The organism is Emticicia soli (assembly GCF_037860775.1).
Lineage (GTDB): Bacteria > Bacteroidota > Bacteroidia > Cytophagales > Spirosomataceae > Emticicia > Emticicia soli.
The window spans coordinates 64,326-84,942 of sequence record NZ_JBBEWC010000010.1; the positions used below are offsets into that span (position 1 = coordinate 64,326).

The 20,617-nt window shown below is 38.5% G+C and carries 19 protein-coding genes; 8 read left to right on the forward strand and 11 right to left on the reverse strand.

The features are described from left to right. Nucleotides 1-134 precede the first annotated feature (134 nt). From WAE64_RS16855 to WAE64_RS16865, 3 genes are read right to left on the reverse strand one after another with little or no spacing between them, the layout of a single operon-like run. Nucleotides 135-2,042 (reverse strand): hypothetical protein, encoded by a 1,908-nt coding sequence (locus tag WAE64_RS16855; RefSeq protein WP_340238578.1) that lies wholly within the window; start codon nt 2,040-2,042, stop codon nt 135-137. Between the two features lie 32 nt (nt 2,043-2,074). After that, a complete protein-coding gene (locus WAE64_RS16860) occupies nt 2,075-2,977 on the reverse strand; it encodes a DUF58 domain-containing protein (RefSeq protein ID WP_340238580.1) in 903 nt (300 codons plus the stop codon). A 10-nt stretch (nt 2,978-2,987) separates the two neighbouring features. Then, nucleotides 2,988-3,635: a septal ring lytic transglycosylase RlpA family protein gene (locus WAE64_RS16865; protein ID WP_340238582.1), complete on the reverse strand. Its 648-nt coding sequence runs from the start codon at nt 3,633-3,635 to the stop codon at nt 2,988-2,990. 230 nt (nt 3,636-3,865) lie between these two features. On the opposite strand from WAE64_RS16865, the gene WAE64_RS16870 reads away from it, so the two are divergent. Then, nucleotides 3,866-4,216 carry a DUF3276 family protein gene (locus WAE64_RS16870; protein WP_340238583.1) on the forward strand — a complete coding sequence of 117 codons (351 nt, stop codon included), beginning with the start codon at nt 3,866-3,868 and terminating at the stop codon, nt 4,214-4,216. A 159-nt stretch (nt 4,217-4,375) separates the two neighbouring features. Here the strand turns inward: WAE64_RS16870 and WAE64_RS16875 are convergent, their stop codons facing one another. After that, nucleotides 4,376-4,915 (reverse strand): hypothetical protein, encoded by a 540-nt coding sequence (locus tag WAE64_RS16875; protein WP_340238585.1) that lies wholly within the window; start codon nt 4,913-4,915, stop codon nt 4,376-4,378. A gap of 145 nt (nt 4,916-5,060) precedes the next feature. Here WAE64_RS16875 and ychF point away from each other — a divergent pair, with 145 nt between their 5' ends. Further along, nucleotides 5,061-6,164 carry a redox-regulated ATPase YchF gene (gene ychF, locus WAE64_RS16880; protein WP_340238587.1) on the forward strand — a complete coding sequence of 368 codons (1,104 nt, stop codon included), beginning with the start codon at nt 5,061-5,063 and terminating at the stop codon, nt 6,162-6,164. A gap of 58 nt (nt 6,165-6,222) precedes the next feature. On the opposite strand, the gene WAE64_RS16885 is transcribed toward ychF, so the two are convergent. Then, nucleotides 6,223-7,422, reverse strand: coding sequence for a carboxypeptidase-like regulatory domain-containing protein (locus tag WAE64_RS16885; protein ID WP_340238588.1), 1,200 nt, complete (start codon nt 7,420-7,422; stop codon nt 6,223-6,225). Nucleotides 7,423-7,545: 123 nt separating this feature from the next. Between WAE64_RS16885 and WAE64_RS16890 the strand changes: the two genes are divergently transcribed. Then, nucleotides 7,546-8,088 carry a hypothetical protein gene (locus tag WAE64_RS16890; RefSeq protein WP_340238590.1) on the forward strand — a complete coding sequence of 181 codons (543 nt, stop codon included), beginning with the start codon at nt 7,546-7,548 and terminating at the stop codon, nt 8,086-8,088. Nucleotides 8,089-8,145: 57 nt separating this feature from the next. Here the strand turns inward: WAE64_RS16890 and mog are convergent, their stop codons facing one another. Further along, on the reverse strand, nt 8,146-8,670 hold the full coding sequence (gene mog, locus WAE64_RS16895; protein ID WP_340238591.1) for a molybdopterin adenylyltransferase: 525 nt from the start codon (nt 8,668-8,670) through the stop codon (nt 8,146-8,148). Nucleotides 8,671-9,006: 336 nt separating this feature from the next. Here mog and WAE64_RS16900 point away from each other — a divergent pair, with 336 nt between their 5' ends. Next, the gene (locus WAE64_RS16900; RefSeq protein ID WP_340238592.1) at nt 9,007-9,504 is read left to right on the forward strand and encodes a CinA family protein; all 498 of its coding nucleotides are present in this window, start codon (nt 9,007-9,009) and stop codon (nt 9,502-9,504) included. 3 nt (nt 9,505-9,507) lie between these two features. On the opposite strand, the gene WAE64_RS16905 is transcribed toward WAE64_RS16900, so the two are convergent. The 4 genes from WAE64_RS16905 to WAE64_RS16920 all read right to left on the reverse strand — a co-directional run bounded on the left by WAE64_RS16905 (nt 9,508) and on the right by WAE64_RS16920 (nt 14,023). After that, entirely contained in the window at nt 9,508-10,023 is a 516-nt protein-coding gene (locus WAE64_RS16905) for a DUF421 domain-containing protein (protein WP_340238594.1), read from the reverse strand. 75 nt (nt 10,024-10,098) lie between these two features. Then, a complete protein-coding gene (locus tag WAE64_RS16910; RefSeq protein ID WP_340238596.1) occupies nt 10,099-11,598 on the reverse strand; it encodes an MFS transporter in 1,500 nt (499 codons plus the stop codon). 31 nt (nt 11,599-11,629) lie between these two features. Further along, nucleotides 11,630-12,475: an SDR family oxidoreductase gene (locus WAE64_RS16915; RefSeq protein ID WP_340238598.1), complete on the reverse strand. Its 846-nt coding sequence runs from the start codon at nt 12,473-12,475 to the stop codon at nt 11,630-11,632. 39 nt (nt 12,476-12,514) lie between these two features. Next, entirely contained in the window at nt 12,515-14,023 is a 1,509-nt protein-coding gene (locus WAE64_RS16920; protein ID WP_340238600.1) for an alpha-amylase, read from the reverse strand. Nucleotides 14,024-14,407: 384 nt separating this feature from the next. On the opposite strand from WAE64_RS16920, the gene WAE64_RS16925 reads away from it, so the two are divergent. From WAE64_RS16925 to WAE64_RS16935, 3 genes are read left to right on the forward strand one after another with little or no spacing between them, the layout of a single operon-like run. Next, nucleotides 14,408-15,379: a YihY/virulence factor BrkB family protein gene (locus WAE64_RS16925; protein ID WP_340238602.1), complete on the forward strand. Its 972-nt coding sequence runs from the start codon at nt 14,408-14,410 to the stop codon at nt 15,377-15,379. Between the two features lie 29 nt (nt 15,380-15,408). Next, nucleotides 15,409-16,596: a DUF748 domain-containing protein gene (locus WAE64_RS16930; RefSeq protein WP_340238604.1), complete on the forward strand. Its 1,188-nt coding sequence runs from the start codon at nt 15,409-15,411 to the stop codon at nt 16,594-16,596. A 39-nt stretch (nt 16,597-16,635) separates the two neighbouring features. Continuing rightward, nucleotides 16,636-18,780: a catalase gene (locus tag WAE64_RS16935; protein WP_340238606.1), complete on the forward strand. Its 2,145-nt coding sequence runs from the start codon at nt 16,636-16,638 to the stop codon at nt 18,778-18,780. 75 nt (nt 18,781-18,855) lie between these two features. On the opposite strand, the gene WAE64_RS16940 is transcribed toward WAE64_RS16935, so the two are convergent. Beyond that, complete coding sequence (locus WAE64_RS16940) at nt 18,856-19,395, reverse strand: YciE/YciF ferroxidase family protein (RefSeq protein WP_340238608.1); 540 nt, start codon at nt 19,393-19,395, stop codon at nt 18,856-18,858. A gap of 327 nt (nt 19,396-19,722) precedes the next feature. On the opposite strand from WAE64_RS16940, the gene WAE64_RS16945 reads away from it, so the two are divergent. Then, nucleotides 19,723-20,574, forward strand: a complete 852-nt coding sequence (locus tag WAE64_RS16945; RefSeq protein ID WP_340238610.1) for an SMP-30/gluconolactonase/LRE family protein — start codon at nt 19,723-19,725, stop codon at nt 20,572-20,574. Nucleotides 20,575-20,617: the final 43 nt, after the last annotated feature.

The window sequence follows — 20,617 nt, forward strand, 5'->3', positions numbered from 1 at the left end:
TGAGTAATTTAAATCCGGTTAATTTGACGGCTGATTATTGTATGAACTAGCCCCGAAAAAGGAAAGTTTTATACAATAATAGCTAAACTTAATCGAAACAGGAGTACACTTGTATCTCCTGTTTTTTATTGTTTCTAAACTTTTTCTCCTATGCCGTTAACCCTTTGTAAACCACCTTTTACCGGATTGGTGTATTCGAGATAAATATCCTGGGCGTTGTACTGGCCAGCAGGTAGCGTTATTATCTCGTTAAGTACCGTTTTGGCCGACATAGTTTTGATAAAAGCGGCATTGTTCTTTTTGTTTTTAATGGTAATCTGAAAACTCTCGCCGATTTCAAGTTTTGACTCTACCGCACTCAGTTTCAGAATATTACCTTGTAGCCTGCCAACAGCCGGAAACTGCCCGTTGATGATTTGCTCGGGGTGAGCAAAGGCAAGTATTTTGTCGGTCTTTTGCCAAAGCCCATATACCCTGTTTTCGGCTTGCATCTGATACATTTTAGCTGCCCATTGGCGATAATTACCCAAATGCCCTTCTCGTTTTGGTTGTCCGGCTCCATCGCCGAAATAATCTGCACCGAAAGGTGTACCTTCTTGAGTTGATACATGCAAATCTGGTATGAAGTTCCCATTCAGCCATGCGCCACGCATGGTTAAGCCCACGTTTCCTCCGGTTACATTCGACCAGATAAGTACATTATTCAATAAAGTATAAACCAGCGTAGCATGCCATTCGGACGTTACACGGTCTATGGGACGATAAAGATTCGTAAACGGATTAGACTCTAAATCGTGCCGTAAAATACCGATGGTCTGATAAGGATTGTTAATGGCATGAATATTCTGAAAGTCGGTTTTTAAACCACAATCTTTAGCCAACATCTGCAAACGGAAGAAAATTTCAGAATAATACCCTCCGAACTGGTTGATTCCATGATATAATTCAGATTTCAGGCGGTATTCACCATAATTATGCCCTTCTGACTGCGAAATATCTTTCCTATCTCCTGCTGCCGAAAAATTAATAATTTCGCCTCGTTGATTCTCCTGAAAAGTATCGTTTCTTAATACTCTGTTACCATAGCCATCAACCATAAATCGGCCATTAGCATCTTTCTGGTACATAGGTGTGCTAATGGGAAGATTAACCTTCGGATAGCTCACCAGCACATTATACATTAAATCTTTTCCTCTGAAATAATTGTTGATAACACCACTGCTTACCTTTGCTTTAGACTCATTATAAGAGTGCTTGTTGAAAGGGAAGAACTTCTCGTCTAGTGGCACATTGTCACCATCGTAATAATAACCGCTATGCCAGTATGTAAAGCCCTTGTTGGGTGCATAGCTATAAAGAATTACAACGTGTTTAGGGTTATCTTGCTTGGCGGCATTATAATAACCTTTTAAAAAAGAGCTGATTTTCGAAAAATCGGTTACACCGCCTTCAATATCAAGCATCGTATAAGCAAAAGGCACCCGTTGCCCTGTTGAATCCATCGACTGATATTTGATGGCTACGTAGTTTTCGGCTCCCTGTTTTTCTAGTTCTTCATGATTTTTTTGCCAGAACAAAAAATCGTTAAAAAGCGTCCACTTATATCTATGTTCGCCGGGTACGCCCTTTAATGTATTCAGAAAAGAATTATCAAACCCTGTGGCTAAACCTTTAGACAGGGCGATAGGAGGGGTGTCGCCGCTGTGATTCATGAACTCTACACCATTACCCCATAAGAAACGGCTATTGAATTTTGCAGTAGGGCGGCCGTTTACATTCGGAAAAACCTCAAAGCCCAGCGTATTTTTAGTGGGTATATCATTAAGTCCACTTACCAACGAAGGAAGCGTCTTGGTTTCAAATTCAGTAAATGTCCCATTGGGAATGATTTCGTTTGGAACAGGTGGCACCGATACATCGGCTAGTTCATCAATGCTGAGAGAGGGTTTAACAGGCTCACCTCCGAATACGCTTCTATAAAGCCAATACATAAAGCCTGCCACAGAAGTGCCCAGAAAGAAACGTCTGCTTGTATTCATCATATTGTAAGTTTATGGATTCAAATTGAGAGATTTTACCTCATCTTCCCTCTCTTTACTAAGAAAGCCGAAAGAATCTGGTCGAATCCCTGAGAAATATCTGCCTCAACAAAGTCAATTTTGTATTGGCCACATTTTAAGCGTAAATCGTGGTAAAACTCTTTGATTGCCGCCTGATAATGGCTTTTTACCTGAGATGGTTGCACTTTTACTTTTTCGCCCGTTTCTAAATCAATAAACTCATAAGGGCGTTCTTCAAAGTTAAATTCTTCTTCGGTATTTTTATCGGTAACATGAAATAGCAATACCTCGTGTAAATTATGGCGCAAGTGTTGCATAGCCGTAAAAAGAGGTTCGGTATTAGTAATATCGTCAAACATATCACTAAAAATAACTACCAACGAGCGTTTATGAATCTTCTCGGCAATCTCGTGTAAAGTCTGAACTACCGATGTTTTTTTATTCGGCTTTGGTTTATGCAAAAGAGAGTCTAAATCTAAAAATATCTTATGTATGTGCGATGGTGTCGATTTAATCGGTGTTTGTATTTCAATGCCTTCCGAAAAAGTAGTGAGGCTTACGGCATCACGTTGTTTTTGTAGTGTATAAGCCAGTGCTCCTGCCGCCATAATACTAAAGGTTATTTTACCATTAGATTTTTCGGGATAATACATCGACGACGACGTATCGATAAGCAGGTGGCAACGCAGATTGGTTTCTTCTTCGTAACGCTTTACATATAGGCGGTCAGTTTTAGCAAATACTTTCCAGTCAATGTAGCGGGTGCTCTCACCTGTGTTGTATAAACGGTGCTCGGCAAACTCAACCGAAAATCCATGAAATGGCGACTTATGCAAGCCCGTAATAAACCCTTCTACTAATTGTTTGGCCAGAAACTCAATATTTCCGTATTCCCGTATTTTTACTAAATCTAACATAATATAGAGCCTATGTCTTTTTTACTGTTGATTGCTTGCTTGTTGCTTTAGTACTGCCCTGTTTATTAACTACTGTTTTGGGCTTAGTTTTGTTGGCCGACGATGCCGGTTTTTTTCTGTTTGCTCTTTTTTTAGTTAATGCTTTAGAGGGTTTCCGTTTTACGGTTTTAGGCTTGGGTTTCAAAGGTATTGCTACCTCTTCTTCTTCCTGAGGTTCGTCTAGTATTAAATCGGCCGCACTTTTTATCATAGAGTCGGGCCTTTCAATATAAATTGTGTCATTCTCACCCACTACTGTCATTTTTACCTTTACTACCCCATGGTTAAACATATTCAATTGTTTGGCTGCCGCATGAGATACATCAAGGATACGCCCCTTCGAAAAAGGCCCTCTATCATTAACCCTAACAATACACCATTTATTGTTTGCAAGGTTGGTTACTTCAATCATTGTACCAAAAGGCAAAGTTGGGTGGGCACAGGTAAGCACATTTTTTTTCAGAATTTCGCCACTAGCCGTTTTTTTACCATAAAATTTGTTTTCGTAATAAGATGCTTTTCCAAACAGTTCGACTCCGATAAGTGATGATTGACAGGTTGCTAGCGTAGGTTTAAATAGAATGAGTAAACATAAAAAAGGTACTGTTTTTAGTGTCATTCAAGGTTAATATTTGATTTCGAATTGCATAGATACGAAAATTTTGCCAAGTGCAAAAACAATCAAAAATTTTGTGTAGAAATCAGATTTAAAATAATTATGTTGAAAATTTCTGATTTGAAATGAAAATAACATTATTTTTGTTAGAAAATCCTAATAAAATATTTTGGATAAAGCAATAAAAACCTATATTTGAAAATCATTCTAAACCTCTAAAACTTAAAAGGATTGTGGAAAGAGAAGACAGAGACAAAATTTACTCTAAACGTGTAAGAGCGGGTAAGCGTACTTATTTTTTCGATGTAAGAAGCACCCGTTCAAATGATTACTACCTAACTATCACCGAGAGCCGTCGTTTTCAGAAAGATGGAGGATTTGTATTCGAGAAGAGCAAGATGTTTGTGTACAAAGAAGATTTTAACAAATTCCTTGAAGCTCTTCAAGAAACAATTGGACACATCAAAACTGAATTGATGCCTGAATTCGATTTTGACCAGTACAAAAACGAACAAGTTCCTGTTGCAGGTGATGACACTGAAGACTACGCATCAGGTGGCGGTTCTGATTTAAAGTGGGAGTAGTTCTTACCAACAACGTATTAATTATCAATTTTTGCTGCTGATTCTGTGAGGTCTTCTTTAACCTGGAATCCGTAAAAACCCTTTATTGATTAAAAATTGTTGTTGAGTAAGGGAGTGAAAAGACATTTAGCCTTTGGGAGATTCTCAAAGGCTTTAGTATTATAAGCTTGTGCCGAGTGCAATACCAAAATTTGATTGTTGTGCATAATTGGACAAGGGCATATAGCGTAATTTTGCAAAAATTACTGATTTCCTGTTAACAGGGAAATGCAACCGCAAACCCGAAACCGGAAAAATATAGTCAAGCTGCTGGCCTGGTCTTATTCCTGCCAGTATAAAGTTAGCCACGCCCAACTCGATAAAATATTCAATTCTTCTTTCTTTTCTTTCGGGCCTGCAATCTTTTCTTCGCTGATTTTTTCCCTGATTCAGCCAATAGTTATACGTAATAGCCTGCGAGAACGAAAAAACATCTCTAGGCAAAGAAATAATACCAATACCCAATTGCACATTTACAAAGCTTTTAGCACGCTTAAAGGCCATAAACTCAATATTACCCGAGCCTAAAGGGCTTATACCTAAAAGTTCCAGACTTGCGCCTACATTGTAGCGGCTTTGAAAAGATTTCTTGTATTGGGCTTGAACATTGATGTATATAAGCAATAAAAGGCCGGTTGTCAGAAAGAATAGGGGTCTCATAGAATAGTATAGTCACGCTTTTATGTAATAAACGCTTTTTAATATGACTTATTACTAGGTACAATTTTATTTACTTTGCCTTTCTCCTGCTTTTAGCGTAATTTTGCGCAAATTTTCATTCAGACTTAATAGATTACTAGATTATATGCCTTTACAAGCCGGAATTGTAGGATTACCCAATGTTGGAAAATCAACGCTTTTTAATGCCGTATCGAATAGTGCTAAAGCACAGGCAAGCAATTATCGTTTCTGTACTATTGACCCTAACGTGGGCCTAGTAGACGTACCAGACGAAAGACTAGATAAACTGACCGAGTTAGTAAAACCTAACAGAGTAGTACCAACCCAGATTGAGATTGTAGATATTGCCGGATTGGTAAGAGGTGCCAGCCGTGGAGAAGGGTTAGGAAACAAATTTTTAGGTAATATCAGAGAAGTAGATGCGATTATACACGTTATCAGATGTTTTGAAGACGAAAACATTCTTCGTGACGAAGGTGCGATAAACCCGGTAGGCGATAAAGAGATTATCGATACTGAGTTACAGTTGAAAGACCTTGAAAGCGTTGAAAAGAAGATTCAGAAAATAGAAAAACAAGCCAGAGTAGGAGGCGATGCCAAAGCAAAGGCTGAATTTGATGTATTGAAACGTTGCCAGGATTGGTTGCTACAAGGCAAAAACATACGTGGCTTGGGTCTGGCTAAAGAAGAATTACCGGCAATAGCTGATTTGTTTTTGTTGTCTATCAAACCTGTGCTTTATGTGGCTAATGTTGATGAGGCATCAATGCATACAGGTAACAAGTATTCTGAAATATTACAGAAAGTAGCTGACGAAGAAGGTGCGCAAATGATAGTGCTAAACAACTCTATTGAAGCGCAGATTACTGAAATGGAAGACCTTGACGATAAAGCCATGTTTCTGGACGAATACGGTTTGAAAGAAGCAGGTTTGAATCGTTTGATTAGAGCAGCTTATAAATTATTAACCTTACGTACTTACTTTACAGCAGGTGTACAAGAAGTAAGAGCATGGACGATTCAGGAAGGTTGGAAAGCGCCACAGGCAGCAGGGGTAATTCACACCGATTTTGAAAAAGGATTCATTAAGGCTGAGGTAATAGCTTACAATGATTATGTAAAATATGGCTCTGAGGCGGCTTGCCGTGAAGCCGGACGCCTACGCATAGAAGGAAAAGAATATGTAGTAGCCGACGGAGACGTAATGCACTTCAGATTTAATGTATAGAAATCATAAAACCAAAAGAGCCATAAATTTTATGGCTCTTTTGGTTTTTATAAGCTATTTACTTCTTCACCATCTTATCCATCATCTCAAGCATTGCAGGTGTTGGAAGCAGGTGATTGCTCTGCACCCAGAATTTCTCTTCGTACTTGCCACCTTTCGGAAAATTATTAGTACTTACTAATTCTTCATCAAATTTTATTGAACTTCGCCCCATCCTAAGGCTTTCGTTGGCCATAAACTGCACAGTCATGGTTGCTTCTGTGTTAAACTTCTTTTCGAGTTTATCTTCAAAGTCAGCAACAAAGGTCAATTTGCTGTCTTGCAGGTGCCATCTGCCATTAAATGGCAAAAACTGTGTATGGCCTTTCACTTGCTTGCCAACTTTTTGGGTATTATCTACAAAACTTCTGCCGATTACATCTTTTACTCCTTCGGGAGTCATTTCATATTCAATCCTGACAATGGCCTGATTGTTTACATCTATGTATATTTTGCCGTTACGTGCGGCTCTTACACGTTTGCTTACGGGTTTAAAACTCATCGAGTAAACAAGGCTATCGTTAAAATAAGTCATTAATGAGTCAATCTTAAAGTCATAATCATTGATATTGCCTTTGTCGAGATAGTCAGGTATTCCTCCCTCTAGCGAGCGAGTTACAAAAGCCGCACCATTTATAAAGCCCCAGCCATCAACTTTGGCTGTTTGGCCTGCCCAGTTGTAAGTACGGCCTTTCAGCATTTTAGTTTTTTCAACACCTATGGCTTTGGCTGTATGTGGGCGTTCAACACGCAAAATCCCCTCAGTTATTTTTACGAATCCCAACTTGGCCATTTCTATAGTTTCAAGATAAAAGCCAATCTGATAAGTAGGGTACGACGGATTATTTTGTTTTACAAGATTAAATGCTTCTCTCAACAAGGTTCTTGGGTCTCCGCCTTGTACCGAAGCCAGCGTTTCGGCTTTTTCTAATTCAATTACACTGGTTGAGTCGTACGACGATGCCTTTTTTTTGATGGTTTTGTACCCGATAGCAGAAACTGTAAGTATAGAGTCAAGGTCGATTCTTGGGAAAAAAAACTTAAACTCGCCTACGGCATTGGTCTGGCTAGAAAAGCCTTTGCTCGGAATACTAAGGTAGGCACTTGTAAGGGCTTGTTGGGTAGTTTTATCAACGATTTTACCTGAAATAGAAACATAGCCTTGCGAAAAAACAATAGTAGGCAATAGTAATAAAATTAAAAAGGAGTTAATTCTCATAGATTTGATTTAAGAATTTATTCTATATAACGACGCACATTAAATTTTACTTAAAACACTTGCATTTTTTTTTATAGTTTGCATACATTTGATGTAGTTTTAAACCAAAACTCTCTAAAAAAAATGAAAAAATTATTGGTACTATTATTTATGGGTATTTTAAGTTTTTCGGTGCTTGATTTAACTGCTCAAACAGAAGTGAAGAGCAAAGGTAAGGCAAAAGAAAAAACAGAGAAAAAAGAAAAGCCAGAAAAAAAGGAAGTTGCCGAAAAGAAAGAAAAACCTGAGAAAAAAGAAAAGGTAGAGAAAAAAGAAGCTGCTGAAAAGAAAGAAAAGCCTGAGAAAAAAGAAAAAACAGAAAAAAAGGAAACTGCCGAAAAGAAAGAGAAACCTGAGAAAAAAGAAAAAGCAGTAGCCGACAAAGCTACTACTAAAGAGAAAAAAGCAACAGATAAAGACAATACAGTTAAGCCTGCGCCGAAACCTTCGGTAAAAGATGATGGAAAAGAAGCTGATGGTAGCACTCGTAAAAAAGTAGCTGGAACAGATAAACAAATCGGTAAAGACGAAAAAGGCCGTACTATTTATGAAGGGCCTCGTGGCGGGCAGTACTACATTAACTCTAATGGTAACAAAACGTATTTGAAAGCCGACGGCAAGATATAATATTGCGATAGAGATATTTAAGAAGCCTCAACTCTGCTAAGGGTTGAGGCTTCTTATTTAGCTTTTAGGTCTGAACTCCTTCATTACATCTTGGTTACAAACCAGATATGGGCCTTCGATTAAGTCTATGCAATAGGGTACGGCCGGAAAAACGGCATCGAGGCATTGCCTGATGGCCTTTGGTTTACCCGGCAGATTGATAATTAAGCTATGATTACGAATACCTGCCGTTTGCCGTGAAAGTATAGCGGTTGGGACATATTTCAGGCTTTCCATACGCATTAATTCGCCAAAACCGGGCATCATTTTCTGGCATACAGCTTCTGTTGCTTCTGGTGTTACATCTCTCAAAGCCGGGCCTGTACCGCCTGTAGTAACTATCAGGCAGCAATTGTGTACATCTGCCATCTCAATTAAAGTCTGAGAGATAAGCTCCTGTTCGTCAGGTATTACCCGATATACGGTCTCAAATTCAGAAACTAGATATTCTTTTAAAGTTTCTACTACGGCTTTGCCGGGAATATCTTCATAAATACCTGCACTAGCCCGGTCTGAAACGTTGATTACACCTATTTTTATCATAAGAAGAGGTTTAAAACAAATACCATAAAAAATGGCTTAAAGATAAGTTATTAGTTGGTAAAACAGCTTGAAAAAGTTTGTGTAATTAGTTCCTCAGTTTTTGATGGTCTATTATTTTTTATTCTTGCTATATATTCATAGTAAGAGCATGTTTAAATTTTGTTTTTCTGACCAAGAAGGACAGATTTTTTAGCTAGACGAGGCGTGTTTTGCAGACGTAGCCAGCAGCTACGTCGAAAAAACGCAACGAAGTATAGCTGAAAAAGATGCCTTCGTAGGTCGAACAATAATTTTTAAACATGCTCTAAAGTAGAATACTTAAGCTACAACAAATCCATGAAAAACTTGTTTGATAAAAAGGCTCTCGAAATTATTAGAAAATTTTTACTAGTAAATCAGGAAACTATTGCTGTAGCCGAAAGTGTAACTTCCGGTTTTATTCAAGCGGCTTTTTCTATGGCTGAAGAAGCATCTCAGTTTTATCAGGGAGGTATCACAGCTTATAATCTTGGCCAAAAATACCGCCATCTCCGTATCGAACCCATTCATGCTTTAAAATGTAATTGTGTTTCGGAGAAAATAGCCCAAGATATGGCCTTACATGTATGCGACCTGTTTCATAGTAACTGGGGTATCGGTATTACAGGCTATGCTGCACCCGTACCCGAATCTGATAATGAACTATATGCCTATTATGCTATAGCACATAAGAACAAAATAATTTTAGCCAGAAAAATATCAGCACAGAAAGACGATTCTATTAAGATTCAACTGTTTTATACCAACAAGGTACTTGCCGATTTAAGCGATTGTATACTTAATATTCATAAATGATGGTCAACTTCTGGGGTTGGTATCTTTTATGGCAACTCGCTTAATAATGCTTATTTCTCCATCATGTTCAAGATATATTTTGTCTATTTCTTCTATGCTGTCAGAGAATGTAGCTTTTCTGAGGCCGAGCATAATATCTTCTTTACGTACCAGCCCTCTTCTCATGTTACTTTCTAAAAATTTACCCTTCTCGTATAAGACTATTTTTTCACCCTCTACTATTCTTCCAAAGTCATTATAACGTGTAAAAAGCCACCCGAAAACTCTATGTAAAATACATAAAACAAGGCTGGCGAATATTGTAGGAATAAAAGGCGACGAACCTACTACTGCACGGCTCAGGATAGCCCCCAGTAAGATAACAATAATGTTGTCGATAGGCGTACGGAGACCAAAAGAACGCCGTCCGGCTATTCTGATTAAGGCAAAAGCTATGATAAAAACTGCCGCAGCTCTGCTGGCCATTTCTAATGCAGTCAGTTCGGTTTCATAGCTGAATATTTCCTTTAACGTTTCCATTGCTTTAATTGGTGTTAAATGTAGTGCGATACACACTATTTCTGTGCCAGCTTAAAATCAAACTCCCCGAAAGGTTTAGACCTGTTTGGGGAGTTCTTCTTGTGCAATCTCCGGCTTTTTTTTGCGTATAACAGCCAACAGATGATTGTGCCAGTTAAGCATACTGCCAAGTACAAAATAATCTTTCAGGTTGTTTCTTATACTGCTTCGCATGATTTTCACCACAAGATTTTTCTCAACTTCGCCTACTTCTTTCACTCTTACTAAAAACTCAAGCGAAATCAGAGCTAGCACAGCACCTATTATAAAAAGGAAATTCCATTGATGAAGCGATAAAAGCCTGAATACTTTATCTATTCCAGGGCCTATCCATTCTATACGTATGTTCAGATGTCGGCTTGTAAAGTAGTCGGCTAAAAAACCTCCAATCAACGGGCCAATAAAAGAGAAAATAGCCGTAATTGTATTTTTTACCGATAGATAAGCAATAGCTTCTTTTCTGGGTGCAAGTTTTAAACCAATATTTGTCAGCGAAAGATTGATGCCTGCCGTAGCAGCACCCATTAAGGCATAAATAACAACCAACAAGGCAAAGTTTGAATAAAACTGTGTATATATACCCACAAAAGACCATGCACCTATACAAATGATATAAATAGGCGCACAAATAGAAAGTATGGTTTTATTACTATATCGGTCGGCAAAAATACCCCAGCTACGTATAGTAGCTATGCTACACAACTGGCTGATGATGGTGAGCGTAATAATATAAGAAATCGAAAAATTCATGTGCCGCATCAGAAATACCGTGAAAAACGGCGTAGCAATACTCAACGAAAATACCCAGAACGAATTAAAAATAAGCAAGCGTAAAAAGTTATTGTCTTTTAATGGCAAAACAAATAGTTTTAATATGCTATCGTTACCCAAAAAAGACTTAGGCTCTGGAATTCTGGATAATAGAAATACACCTAATATACCCATCAGCCCACCTATTATAAACATTCCGCCGTAAGCATCCAATTCAAGTTTTGGATATTGATCTTTTATGTAATCAATACCAAATGCTGTAATTAAACTCATACAAACATTAAGTGTTTGCAAATAACTGCTTCTTCTTGAAAAATACGTACCCATTACTTTTTCGGGTATTAGGTCTTTCATCCAGGCATTCCAGCTTAGCCCTGCCATAGAGGCAAAGAAAAAGTTGAAAAAGAGAAACATAATAATGAACTGCATTGAGATGCTTCTCGGAAAAAACATGGCTATTATGCCAATAACCACTATCGGAATACGAGCAAGTATAGAAAACAGCACACTAATGGCTCGCCGATTATTATAGCGTTTCACTAGCCAGATTGTCAATAACTGAGAAATATTAGAAAACGCAGGTAATGCCGCTATTAAGCCGATTTGCAAGTTTGATGCTCCCAGTAGTAAACTCAGGGCAGTAAGAAATGCCCCACTGGTTAGCACCGTCATAGTCTCGGTAGCCATGCCCTCTTTTATGCCTAGACGCATGCCACAGTTTATATCCTCTTCGCTTAATATTTCCTTTGGTTGCAAACTAATCATGTGGGTATTAATTTATTAACAGCAATTCAGGCTATCCGTTTACAATTTCACCGCCATTTACGTGAATCACTTGCCCGGTTATATAACTGGCATCTTCAGAGGCCAGAAAAACATAAGCCGGAGCAACTTCTGCGGGTTGTCCTGCACGTTGCATAGGCGTATCTTTTCCGAAAGTATCCAACGATTCATCAGGAAATGTGGTTGTAATCAGAGGTGTCCAGATAGGCCCGGGTGCTACGGCATTAACTCTTATTTTTCTTCCGTTTAGTATGCCTGATAACGAACGGGTAAAAGACACAATAGCACCTTTAGTAGCTGAATAATCTAACAAGTAGGGATTCCCTCTATAGGCCGTTACAGAGGTTGTATTGATAATAGAACTGCCTTCTTTCAGGTGTGGCAATGCTGCCTGAACCAGAAAAAACTGAGAGAATATATTGGTTCTGAAGGTCTGAATGAGTTGTTTTTCTTTGATGTTCTCTATCTCTGTCTGCGGATACTGCACTGCTGCATTATTTACAAGTATATCAAGTCTGCCCCATGCTTTAATTACTTTATCTACTAATTTACGGCAGTTGTTTTCAATACTTATGTCGGCACTTACAATAAGACCCTTAGCACCTTTTTCTTCTACAAGTTTTTTGGTTTCTTTAGCATCTGAGCTTTCCTTTCGGTAAACAATAGCTACATTGGCACCTTCACGGGCAAAAGCCACGCATATAGCTCTGCCTATGCCGCTGTCGCCGCCTGTAACAATCGCTACTTTGCCTTCAAGTTTTTTCTCTTGCCGGTCATAAGCTCTTTCAAAAACAGGTTTTTGTTCCATGCTGCTTTCTGCCGACTCGGCACTATCAATTTGTTTTTTTGAAGATTTCATGTTGTATGGAATTTTAATAGTTACACTTATTTTAGTCAATCAATCTTTAAGTACCCAAATAGCTACAGAACTGGCATTTACATGAAAACTACCAATACCTTCTTTGTCTATCCAGATTTCTGTATGTGTCTCGTCTAAATAATCTATAAAGCATTTACCTGCATACTGAGGGCCTACATTCATAGCTTTTTCAGCATCTTCACCATTTGATACTAGCACGGCACAACCGCTATGTTCATTGTCGCCTTCTCGTACCCAGCCTATACAATTAGGCTCGTCGAAATAGTCGTGCTGAGTACCCCATGCATATTGCTGACGAGCTAGCAAAAGCTTTTCAAGCGCCGATATTTTAGGAAGTGTTACGTGATTGTCTGTTCCATCGTGTTTTTTTTCGGTATAACAAGTGCCGTATAAGTCACAATAAAAAACACATGGGAAGCCATTTTGGCGGAGCAAAATCAAGGCATAGGCCAGGGGCTTAAACCAGGTATCTACCACCGATTCTAAACTCTGAAAAGGCTGCGTATCATGGTTATCCACAAACGTAACCGCCAAATCAGGGTGTATGCTTACAAGCGAATTATCAAAAATAGTTCTCAGGTCATAGTCTTTCCCTGCATTAGACGCGCTATGTAGATTATAATGCAGCGGCACGTCAAATAACTGTACACGGCCTTGTGTGGCTTCAACGTACGCTTCAAGCAGATGTAAGTCGGTATTAGACCAATATTCGCCAATAGCTACCAAGCCAGGCTTAACATTGGCACGCATATAATCTAGCCATTCATTAAAAAAATCAGGCGATATATGTTTGAGTGCATCAAGCCTTACACCATCAAAACCTGTGGTTTCATGGTACCATTTTCCCCATTGTTTTAATTCTTCACGCACGGCCGGATTTCTGAATTCTATATCCGAAAACATCAGGTAATCGTAGTTTCCTTTTTCTTCTCCTACTACCTCTTCCCAACCATCGCCATAGTCATTAATAATACTATAAATACACTTTTCCTGAATACCTTTGGCACAATCAACTCCTGTAAAGCAATTGTAGTCCCACACAAAATCTGAGTATTTATTTTTCCGGTTCGGGAAATTAAACTTTGTGTTGGCTTCAATTTCAAAAGGAGCGCTGATGAACTCGTTGCGGTTTTCGGGGTCTACCTTTCTTACCATTACTTTTTCTGTATCATCGGCACCACCTTTATGGTTCAGAACGATGTCGACATAGACATGGATTTCTTGTTGATGAAGTGCATTAATTGCGGCAATATATTCTTCTTTTGTGCCATACTTGGTTCTTATAGTGCCTTTCTGGTCAAATTCTCCTAAATCGTAGAGGTCATATACATCATATCCTTGTGAGTTTTTGCCGCTACAACCCTTATAAGCCGGGGGAAGCCAAACGGCCGTAATGCCTGATTTTTTTAGTTGTTTAGCCTCTTGGCTTACTTCTTTCCAAAGACTACCATCAGCAGGATAGTACCATTCGAAAAACTGAATCATTACCTCATTCGATGCTTTAATTGATTTCTCATTTTTTAGCATAGATTATTGCTTTTTGTTTGAAATAAATAATTAACTCTAAAGGCTGTTAACAGCCAAAGAAGCTAAAATGAGCGGTGGACTATTATATAGTGCCAAAAAACTATGCGAAGCATTAAGAACACTAGAGAAGCTTAATGATGATTTTTATTAAAAAGCCCTGTTTTAGTTGAAAATGGGTTAAAAAACTATGTTGATAGGCACGTTTTTACTGGGTGAAATTATTTTTTTAGCCCTGTAGAGTTTTTTACGTTTGAGATAGCACTTATCTATAAATATGCGCAAGGAATTCCACAAAAGGGCTATGGACTAAGATTTTAGCAATAGAATACGTATAGTAGTAGCATGCTGATAAATTTATGTTGAACCGTTTTTAAGTTTACTATTATGAGTAAGTCAAAACTAAGTCCAAAAAACCTGTGGCTCATTACCAAGAAATCGTTTGAAGCTTGGAACGCCGCCGACCCATTCCGCCAAAGTGCAATTATTGCCTATTATGCAATTTTCTCTATACCTTCTTTATTAGTTATTATTATTGCTTTAGCTGGTTTAGCTTTTGGTAAAGAAGCCGTTCAAGGCGAAATATCTAACCAGATTAGTTCTGCTTTAGGTGCTGATACTGCCAAACAGATAGAAGAAATTATTGCAAAAGCAGGCGAACAGAAAAAATCAATAATAGCAACTATTATCGGTATTGTGTCTCTTATTTTTGGTGCAATGGGGGTGTTTCTACAGTTACAAACCTCGCTGAATCAGATATGGGAAGTAAAAGTAAAACCAGAGCTGAAAGGAAAAGAGAAATGGCTGAAGCTTGTAAAAGACCGCTTGTTTTCTTTCGGGCTTATTGTATCTATTGGTTTCTTGTTACTGATTTCTTTGGTGCTTACTACCGCTCTGGCTGCTTTTAGTGGTTGGATACAGGCCCACTTGCCCGACTTCATGTTGTTTTTATTTCAGTTTATTAATTTCCTTATCTCGTTTGTGATTATTAGTGTATTATTTGCCCTGATGTACAAAATATTGCCCGATGCCCGCATCAAACTGAAAGATGTATGGGTAGGGGCTATGGTTACTACCTTGCTTTTTATACTAGGTAAATTTGCTCTTGGTATCTACTTCGGAAAGGCAGAGCCGGGCTCTACCTATGGTGCAGCAGGTTCAATTATTCTGGTGATGCTATGGGTATCATATTCATGTATGATAGTGTTTTTTGGTGCTGAGTTTACCAAGCAATTTGCCACACACTATGGCAAAGGTATAGTGCCAAGCAAAGATGCCATTCTTGTCGAATTATCGGAGGAGCAGGAATTATTGGTTGATAAAACCATAAAAAAACGAGAAAAAGCTGAAAAGGCTTGATAAAGAGCAATATAAAATTTTGCAGAGGTATGAAAAAGAACACAACTATAATATCAGATAAAGAGAATAGTGTTTTGGGTAAGTCGCCCAAAAGACGGAAACTATTTATAATACTCGGCAGTGTTGTAGTGCTTTTAATTGCCCTGCGCTTAGCACTACCATACATTGTGCTGAAATATGTGAACAAGACATTGTCAGAAATGGAACAATATCATGGGCACGTAGAAGACATTGATATTGCCTTGATACGAGGGGCTTACATAATTAATGATATAAAAATAGAAAAGATAAACACCGACAGTAAGCAACGTGATACAATCCCGTTTTTTAAAAGCCCTGAAATAGATTTGTCGGTTCAATGGAAAGCTATTTTTAAAGGGGCAGTAGTAGGAGAAATATATGTTGAAAAACCTGTGCTGAATTTTGTGAAAGGTAAACATACAGGAGAGAATATTAAAGCTGATACTTCTGATTTCAGGGATTTAATAAGAGACCTTATGCCTTTGCAGGTAAACCACTTTGAAATTAATAATGGACAGATTCATTACATTGATAAAAATGTTACTCCGCAGGTTGATGTATCAATGAATAGCATATATGCTGTGGCCGAAAATCTTACTAATGTGAATGACAGTACGAAATTGTTGCCCGGCAAACTACGTGCCACAGGAGATGTTTATGAAGGCAAATTTGAGCTGAACGTTAACCTGAATCCACTTGAAAAACAACCTACTTTTGATATGAATGCCAGAGTTACGAATGTGAACATGGTTTTACTCAACGATTTTTTCAGGGCTTATGGCAATTTTGATGTAAACAAAGGCAACTTTGGTTTGTACACCGAATTTGCAGCAAAAGATGGTGCTTTTAATGGCTATGTAAAACCATTAATCAAAGACCTGGATGTGGTAGAGTTTAAGAAAGAAGAAGGAAATGTAGGCCAAATACTTTGGGAAGCATTGATAGGAACAGTAGCAGAAATTTTTACAAATCAGCGTAAAGACCAATTGGCTACTAAATTGCCCATTAAGGGTAAGTTTGAAAACCCTGATTCTAGTTTGTGGACTGCCATCAGTTATGTATTACGTAATGCTTTTGTGAATGCCTTAAAACCATCGGTCGATAACACAATCAATATAGGAAATGTACAGGCAGAACCCGAAAAAGAAACTTTCTTAGAAAAAGTATTCGGAGGGAAAAAAGATAAGAAAAAGTAAAATCTGGCAGTTATTTCCAACAATTTAATACTAATAGCAATGAAACAAACAGACTTGGTAAACCAAAAAACTGAAGATTTGAGTTTTAATGCCGAAAATGCCGATGGCCAACGGCTCACTACCAATCATGGTCTGCCGATCAATGATGACCAGAATTCATTGAAAACAGGAGAACGTGGCGGTACATTATTAGAAGACTTTATTCTGAGAGAAAAAATTACGCATTTTGACCATGAACGAATACCAGAGCGGATTGTTCATGCCAGAGGAGCCGCTGCGCATGGGTACTTTCAGGTTTATGAATCGATGGAGAAATATACGAAGGCGCATTTTCTGCAAGACCCAAGTTTAATAACACCTGTTTTTGTCAGATTCTCAACGGTTGCGGGCTCACGTGGTTCTACCGATTTGGCAAGAGATGTGAGAGGCTTTTCCGTAAAGTTTTATACCGAACAAGGTGTATATGATCTTGTAGGTAACAATATGCCGGTCTTTTTTATACAAGATGCTATTAAGTTTCCTGATTTGATTCATGCTGTAAAACCAGAACCTCACAACGAGATTCCACAAGCTGCCTCGGCACATGATACTTTCTGGGATTTTATCTCTCTTATGCCTGAAAGTATGCACATGATTATGTGGACAATGAGCGACAGGGCGATTCCGAGAAGCTATCGGATGATGGAGGGTTTTGGCGTGCATACCTTCCGTTTTATTAATGCCGAAGGGAAATCTCATTTTGTGAAATTCCACTGGAAACCACTGTTAGGGGTTCATTCTGTTTGCTGGGACGAGGCACAGAAAATCTCGGGCAAAGACCCTGATTTTCACCGAAGAGATTTATGGGAAGCGATAGAAAAAGGGGCTTTTCCTGAATGGGAGCTAGGTGTGCAGATTGTGCCTGAAGACGACGAATTTAAGTTTGAATTCGACTTACTAGACCCCACTAAGCTTATTCCTGAAGAGTTGGTGCCGGTAAAAAGAATTGGTAAAATGGTATTGAACCGAAACCCTGACAATTTCTTTGCCGAAACCGAGCAGGTAGCTTTTCACCCTGGTCATATAGTGTCGGGTATAGATTTTACCAACGATCCTCTACTACAAGGCCGCTTATTTTCTTATACCGATACGCAGTTAATACGTTTAGGCGGGCCTAATTTTCATGAGATTCCGATAAACCGTTCAGTTGCACCTGTTCATAATAATCAACGAGATGGCTATATGCGCCAGACAATTAACAAAGGAAGTGTAAGCTACCAACCTAATAGCTTAGGTGGCGGTTGCCCTTTTCAGGCGAAAGCTATGGAAGGAGGCTTTGTAAGCCATACCGAAAGACTAGATAGCAAAAAGGTACGAGCACGTAGCAAAAGTTTTTTCGACCACTTTAGTCAGGCTACGTTATTTTATGAAAGCCAAACGGAAGCGGAGAAGCAACATTTAACAGATGCTTTAAGATTTGAACTAGGAAAGGTTGAGACCGAGGCAATAAGACAACGCATGGTAGGTTTGTTGGCGCAGGTTAATAAAAATCTGGCTCAGAATGTAGCTGATGCTTTAGGGCTTATAGTGCCTGAAACACCAGAGCAACCCATGAACCATTCTTTTGCTGCCGACGCAAATCCTGATGATTATCAGCCGATTCAAGCCAAATCAGCTGTAAAGAAGTCAGACGCCTTAAGCATGAATCACACAAGTAAAGATACCATTAAAACAAGGCAGATAGCTGCATTGGTAGCCGATGGTTTTGATGATAAAACGCTCAATAAAGTTAAAAAGGAATTAGAGAAAGAGGGTGCTATGCTTATTATTGTTGCACCAAAACTTGGAACGGTTAAAAGCGAAGCAGGTAACGAAATGAAAGTAGACCAGAGTTTTCTGACAGCCGCATCGGTGCTTTTTGATGCTGTGTTTGTGGCTGGAGGTAGCAAGAGTGTAGAGGCACTTCTGGACGAACCCAACGCAGTAGAGTTTGTTGATGAGGCCTTTAAACATTGTAAGCCCATTGCTGCACAAGCCGAAGGGGTAGAGTTATTTAAGGCTTCTAGTAGAATCAATAAAGAATTGGTTAAAGAAACTCACCCACTATTAGGTATATTGGTCGATAAATCTGCTGCAGAATTTGTGAGTGCAATTGCACAACATCGTTTTTGGGAAAGAGAGAAGAGGGATAAGCATTTAAAATAGTGTTTAATATGCATAAAAAGAGCCTTGTTTTTTAGCAAGGCTCTTTTTATGATGACTGAACTATTATTGCTCATTTTATTCTTGCGCCGCAGCTACATTTATATGAGACTGTGCCAATTGGGTCAGCTTACTATCGGCCTCTTCTTCTTCATTCAATGTTGTTTGCAAAATATCAGCCACTTCTTCGTAGCCAAGTATTTCAGCTAGTGTTCTTAGCGTTCCGTATGAGGCTATTTCGTAGTGCTCAACTTTTTGTGCGGCAAGAATTAGCCCACAATCTCTTACAAGAGAGCCATCTTTAGTTGATTTAATTATTTCATCGGCCTCTTCTACTAAGCCTATCATAGCTTGGCACTTTTTGCCCTGAGCTGTTTCGTCAAGCAATTTGAAAACTCTTTCTAAGCGAACTACGTGTTCTTCTGTTTCGCTCAGGTGAGTTTCAAAAGCTTTCGTCAGCCCTCTTGAAGTAGCAGCTTGTGCCATAGTCGGCAGCGACTTTGTTAATCTTGTTTCAGCCCAATAGAGGTCTCTTATTCCGTCTAAAAATAATTTTCTTAATTCATTGCCTTCTTGTTCGGTATCGCTCGAACCAAAATTTTTGCTGTTGTTTTTCATGGTCTGTTTTAATTAAAATTATAAAAAGAGAAAGGTTTTAAATAAAGGCTAAAAAACTATACCATACGCATAAAGGGGTAGAATCAGCTATTTTTTCCTCGATATTATAGCTTACTGTTGATGAGTTGTAGGATTATTTCTGCACTCTGGCAACAAAACCCACGGTAAAACAGAGATTAATCTAATACTTAAAATTTAAGCATATCTCTTTTACTCTAAGTACTTATTTATATTTTTACGGTATCTATTCAAATATTCTAAATCATGATAATGAAAAACAATACAAAACGAGTGGGAGTTATACTCATAACACTAATGAGCATAACTATGACAGTACGAAGCCAACAATCGGGTATTATAGCCGATGGTGCAAAACCACAACTTATCTCAAACCAGTTTTCTTTTACAGAAGGGCCAGCCGTTGATAAAAATGGGAATGTATTTTTTACAGACCAACCCAATAACAAAATATGGAAGTACGATACCGATGGACAATTATCTGTTTTTTTGGATAAAGCCGGACGCTCGAACGGAATGTATTTTGATAAAAAAGGTAACCTGATTACCTGTGCCGACGAGCATAACGAGCTATGGTCTATCAGCCCTGATAAGAAAGTAAAAGTTTTGTTGAAAAATTATAATGGACACCAGTTTAATGGGCCTAACGATTTATGGATTGACAAAAAAGGAGGAATGTATTTTACCGACCCATATTATCAGAGAGATTATTGGGAAAGAAAAAGCCCCGACCCTGAAATGAAAGGAGAAAAACTCTATTATTTGCCAAAAGGAAAAAAGGAAGCAATTTTGGTAGACCCTGAAATCAAGAAACCCAATGGCTTGATTGGTACACCTGACAATAAGTATTTGTATGTATCTGATATGGGTAATAAGGCTATTGTAAGGTATGATATTAATGCAGATGGCTCGTTGAGCAATAAGAAGAAATTTGCCGAAGACCTTTCTGATGGTATGACAATCGATAACCAAGGGAACGTGTATCTATCAGGTAAAGGGGTGATTGTATATAATCCTGAGGGAAAAAAGATTGAGCAGATTGATATTCCTGCTAAATGGACAGCCAATGTTTGTTTTGGTGGCAAAAACCTTGATATGCTTTTTATTACGGCATCCGAATCAGTATTTATTTTGCCTATGAAAGTAAAAGGAGTAAAATGATAGTATTCTGATAAACGAAATGGGGTACTGCCGACGGCAATAC

Bases quoted from the DNA above. Each gene is read 5' to 3' on its own strand.
- WAE64_RS16920 (WP_340238600.1), bottom strand. From the start codon at position 14,023: ATGCTAAAAAATGAGAAATCAATTAAAGCATCGAATGAGGTAATGATT.
- WAE64_RS16885 (WP_340238588.1), bottom strand. From the start codon at position 7,422: ATGAGAATTAACTCCTTTTTAATTTTATTACTATTGCCTACTATTGTT.
- WAE64_RS16940 (WP_340238608.1), bottom strand. From the start codon at position 19,395: ATGAAAAACAACAGCAAAAATTTTGGTTCGAGCGATACCGAACAAGAA.
- WAE64_RS16855 (WP_340238578.1), bottom strand. From the start codon at position 2,042: ATGATGAATACAAGCAGACGTTTCTTTCTGGGCACTTCTGTGGCAGGC.
- WAE64_RS16900 (WP_340238592.1), top strand. From the start codon at position 9,007: ATGAAAAACTTGTTTGATAAAAAGGCTCTCGAAATTATTAGAAAATTT.
- WAE64_RS16865 (WP_340238582.1), bottom strand. From the start codon at position 3,635: ATGACACTAAAAACAGTACCTTTTTTATGTTTACTCATTCTATTTAAA.
- WAE64_RS16875 (WP_340238585.1), bottom strand. From the start codon at position 4,915: ATGAGACCCCTATTCTTTCTGACAACCGGCCTTTTATTGCTTATATAC.
- WAE64_RS16930 (WP_340238604.1), top strand. From the start codon at position 15,409: ATGAAAAAGAACACAACTATAATATCAGATAAAGAGAATAGTGTTTTG.
- WAE64_RS16905 (WP_340238594.1), bottom strand. From the start codon at position 10,023: ATGGAAACGTTAAAGGAAATATTCAGCTATGAAACCGAACTGACTGCA.
- WAE64_RS16860 (WP_340238580.1), bottom strand. From the start codon at position 2,977: ATGTTAGATTTAGTAAAAATACGGGAATACGGAAATATTGAGTTTCTG.
- WAE64_RS16910 (WP_340238596.1), bottom strand. From the start codon at position 11,598: ATGATTAGTTTGCAACCAAAGGAAATATTAAGCGAAGAGGATATAAAC.
- WAE64_RS16945 (WP_340238610.1), top strand. From the start codon at position 19,723: ATGACAGTACGAAGCCAACAATCGGGTATTATAGCCGATGGTGCAAAA.
- WAE64_RS16890 (WP_340238590.1), top strand. From the start codon at position 7,546: ATGAAAAAATTATTGGTACTATTATTTATGGGTATTTTAAGTTTTTCG.
- WAE64_RS16935 (WP_340238606.1), top strand. From the start codon at position 16,636: ATGAAACAAACAGACTTGGTAAACCAAAAAACTGAAGATTTGAGTTTT.
- WAE64_RS16925 (WP_340238602.1), top strand. From the start codon at position 14,408: ATGAGTAAGTCAAAACTAAGTCCAAAAAACCTGTGGCTCATTACCAAG.
- ychF (WP_340238587.1), top strand. From the start codon at position 5,061: ATGCCTTTACAAGCCGGAATTGTAGGATTACCCAATGTTGGAAAATCA.
- WAE64_RS16915 (WP_340238598.1), bottom strand. From the start codon at position 12,475: ATGAAATCTTCAAAAAAACAAATTGATAGTGCCGAGTCGGCAGAAAGC.
- mog (WP_340238591.1), bottom strand. From the start codon at position 8,670: ATGATAAAAATAGGTGTAATCAACGTTTCAGACCGGGCTAGTGCAGGT.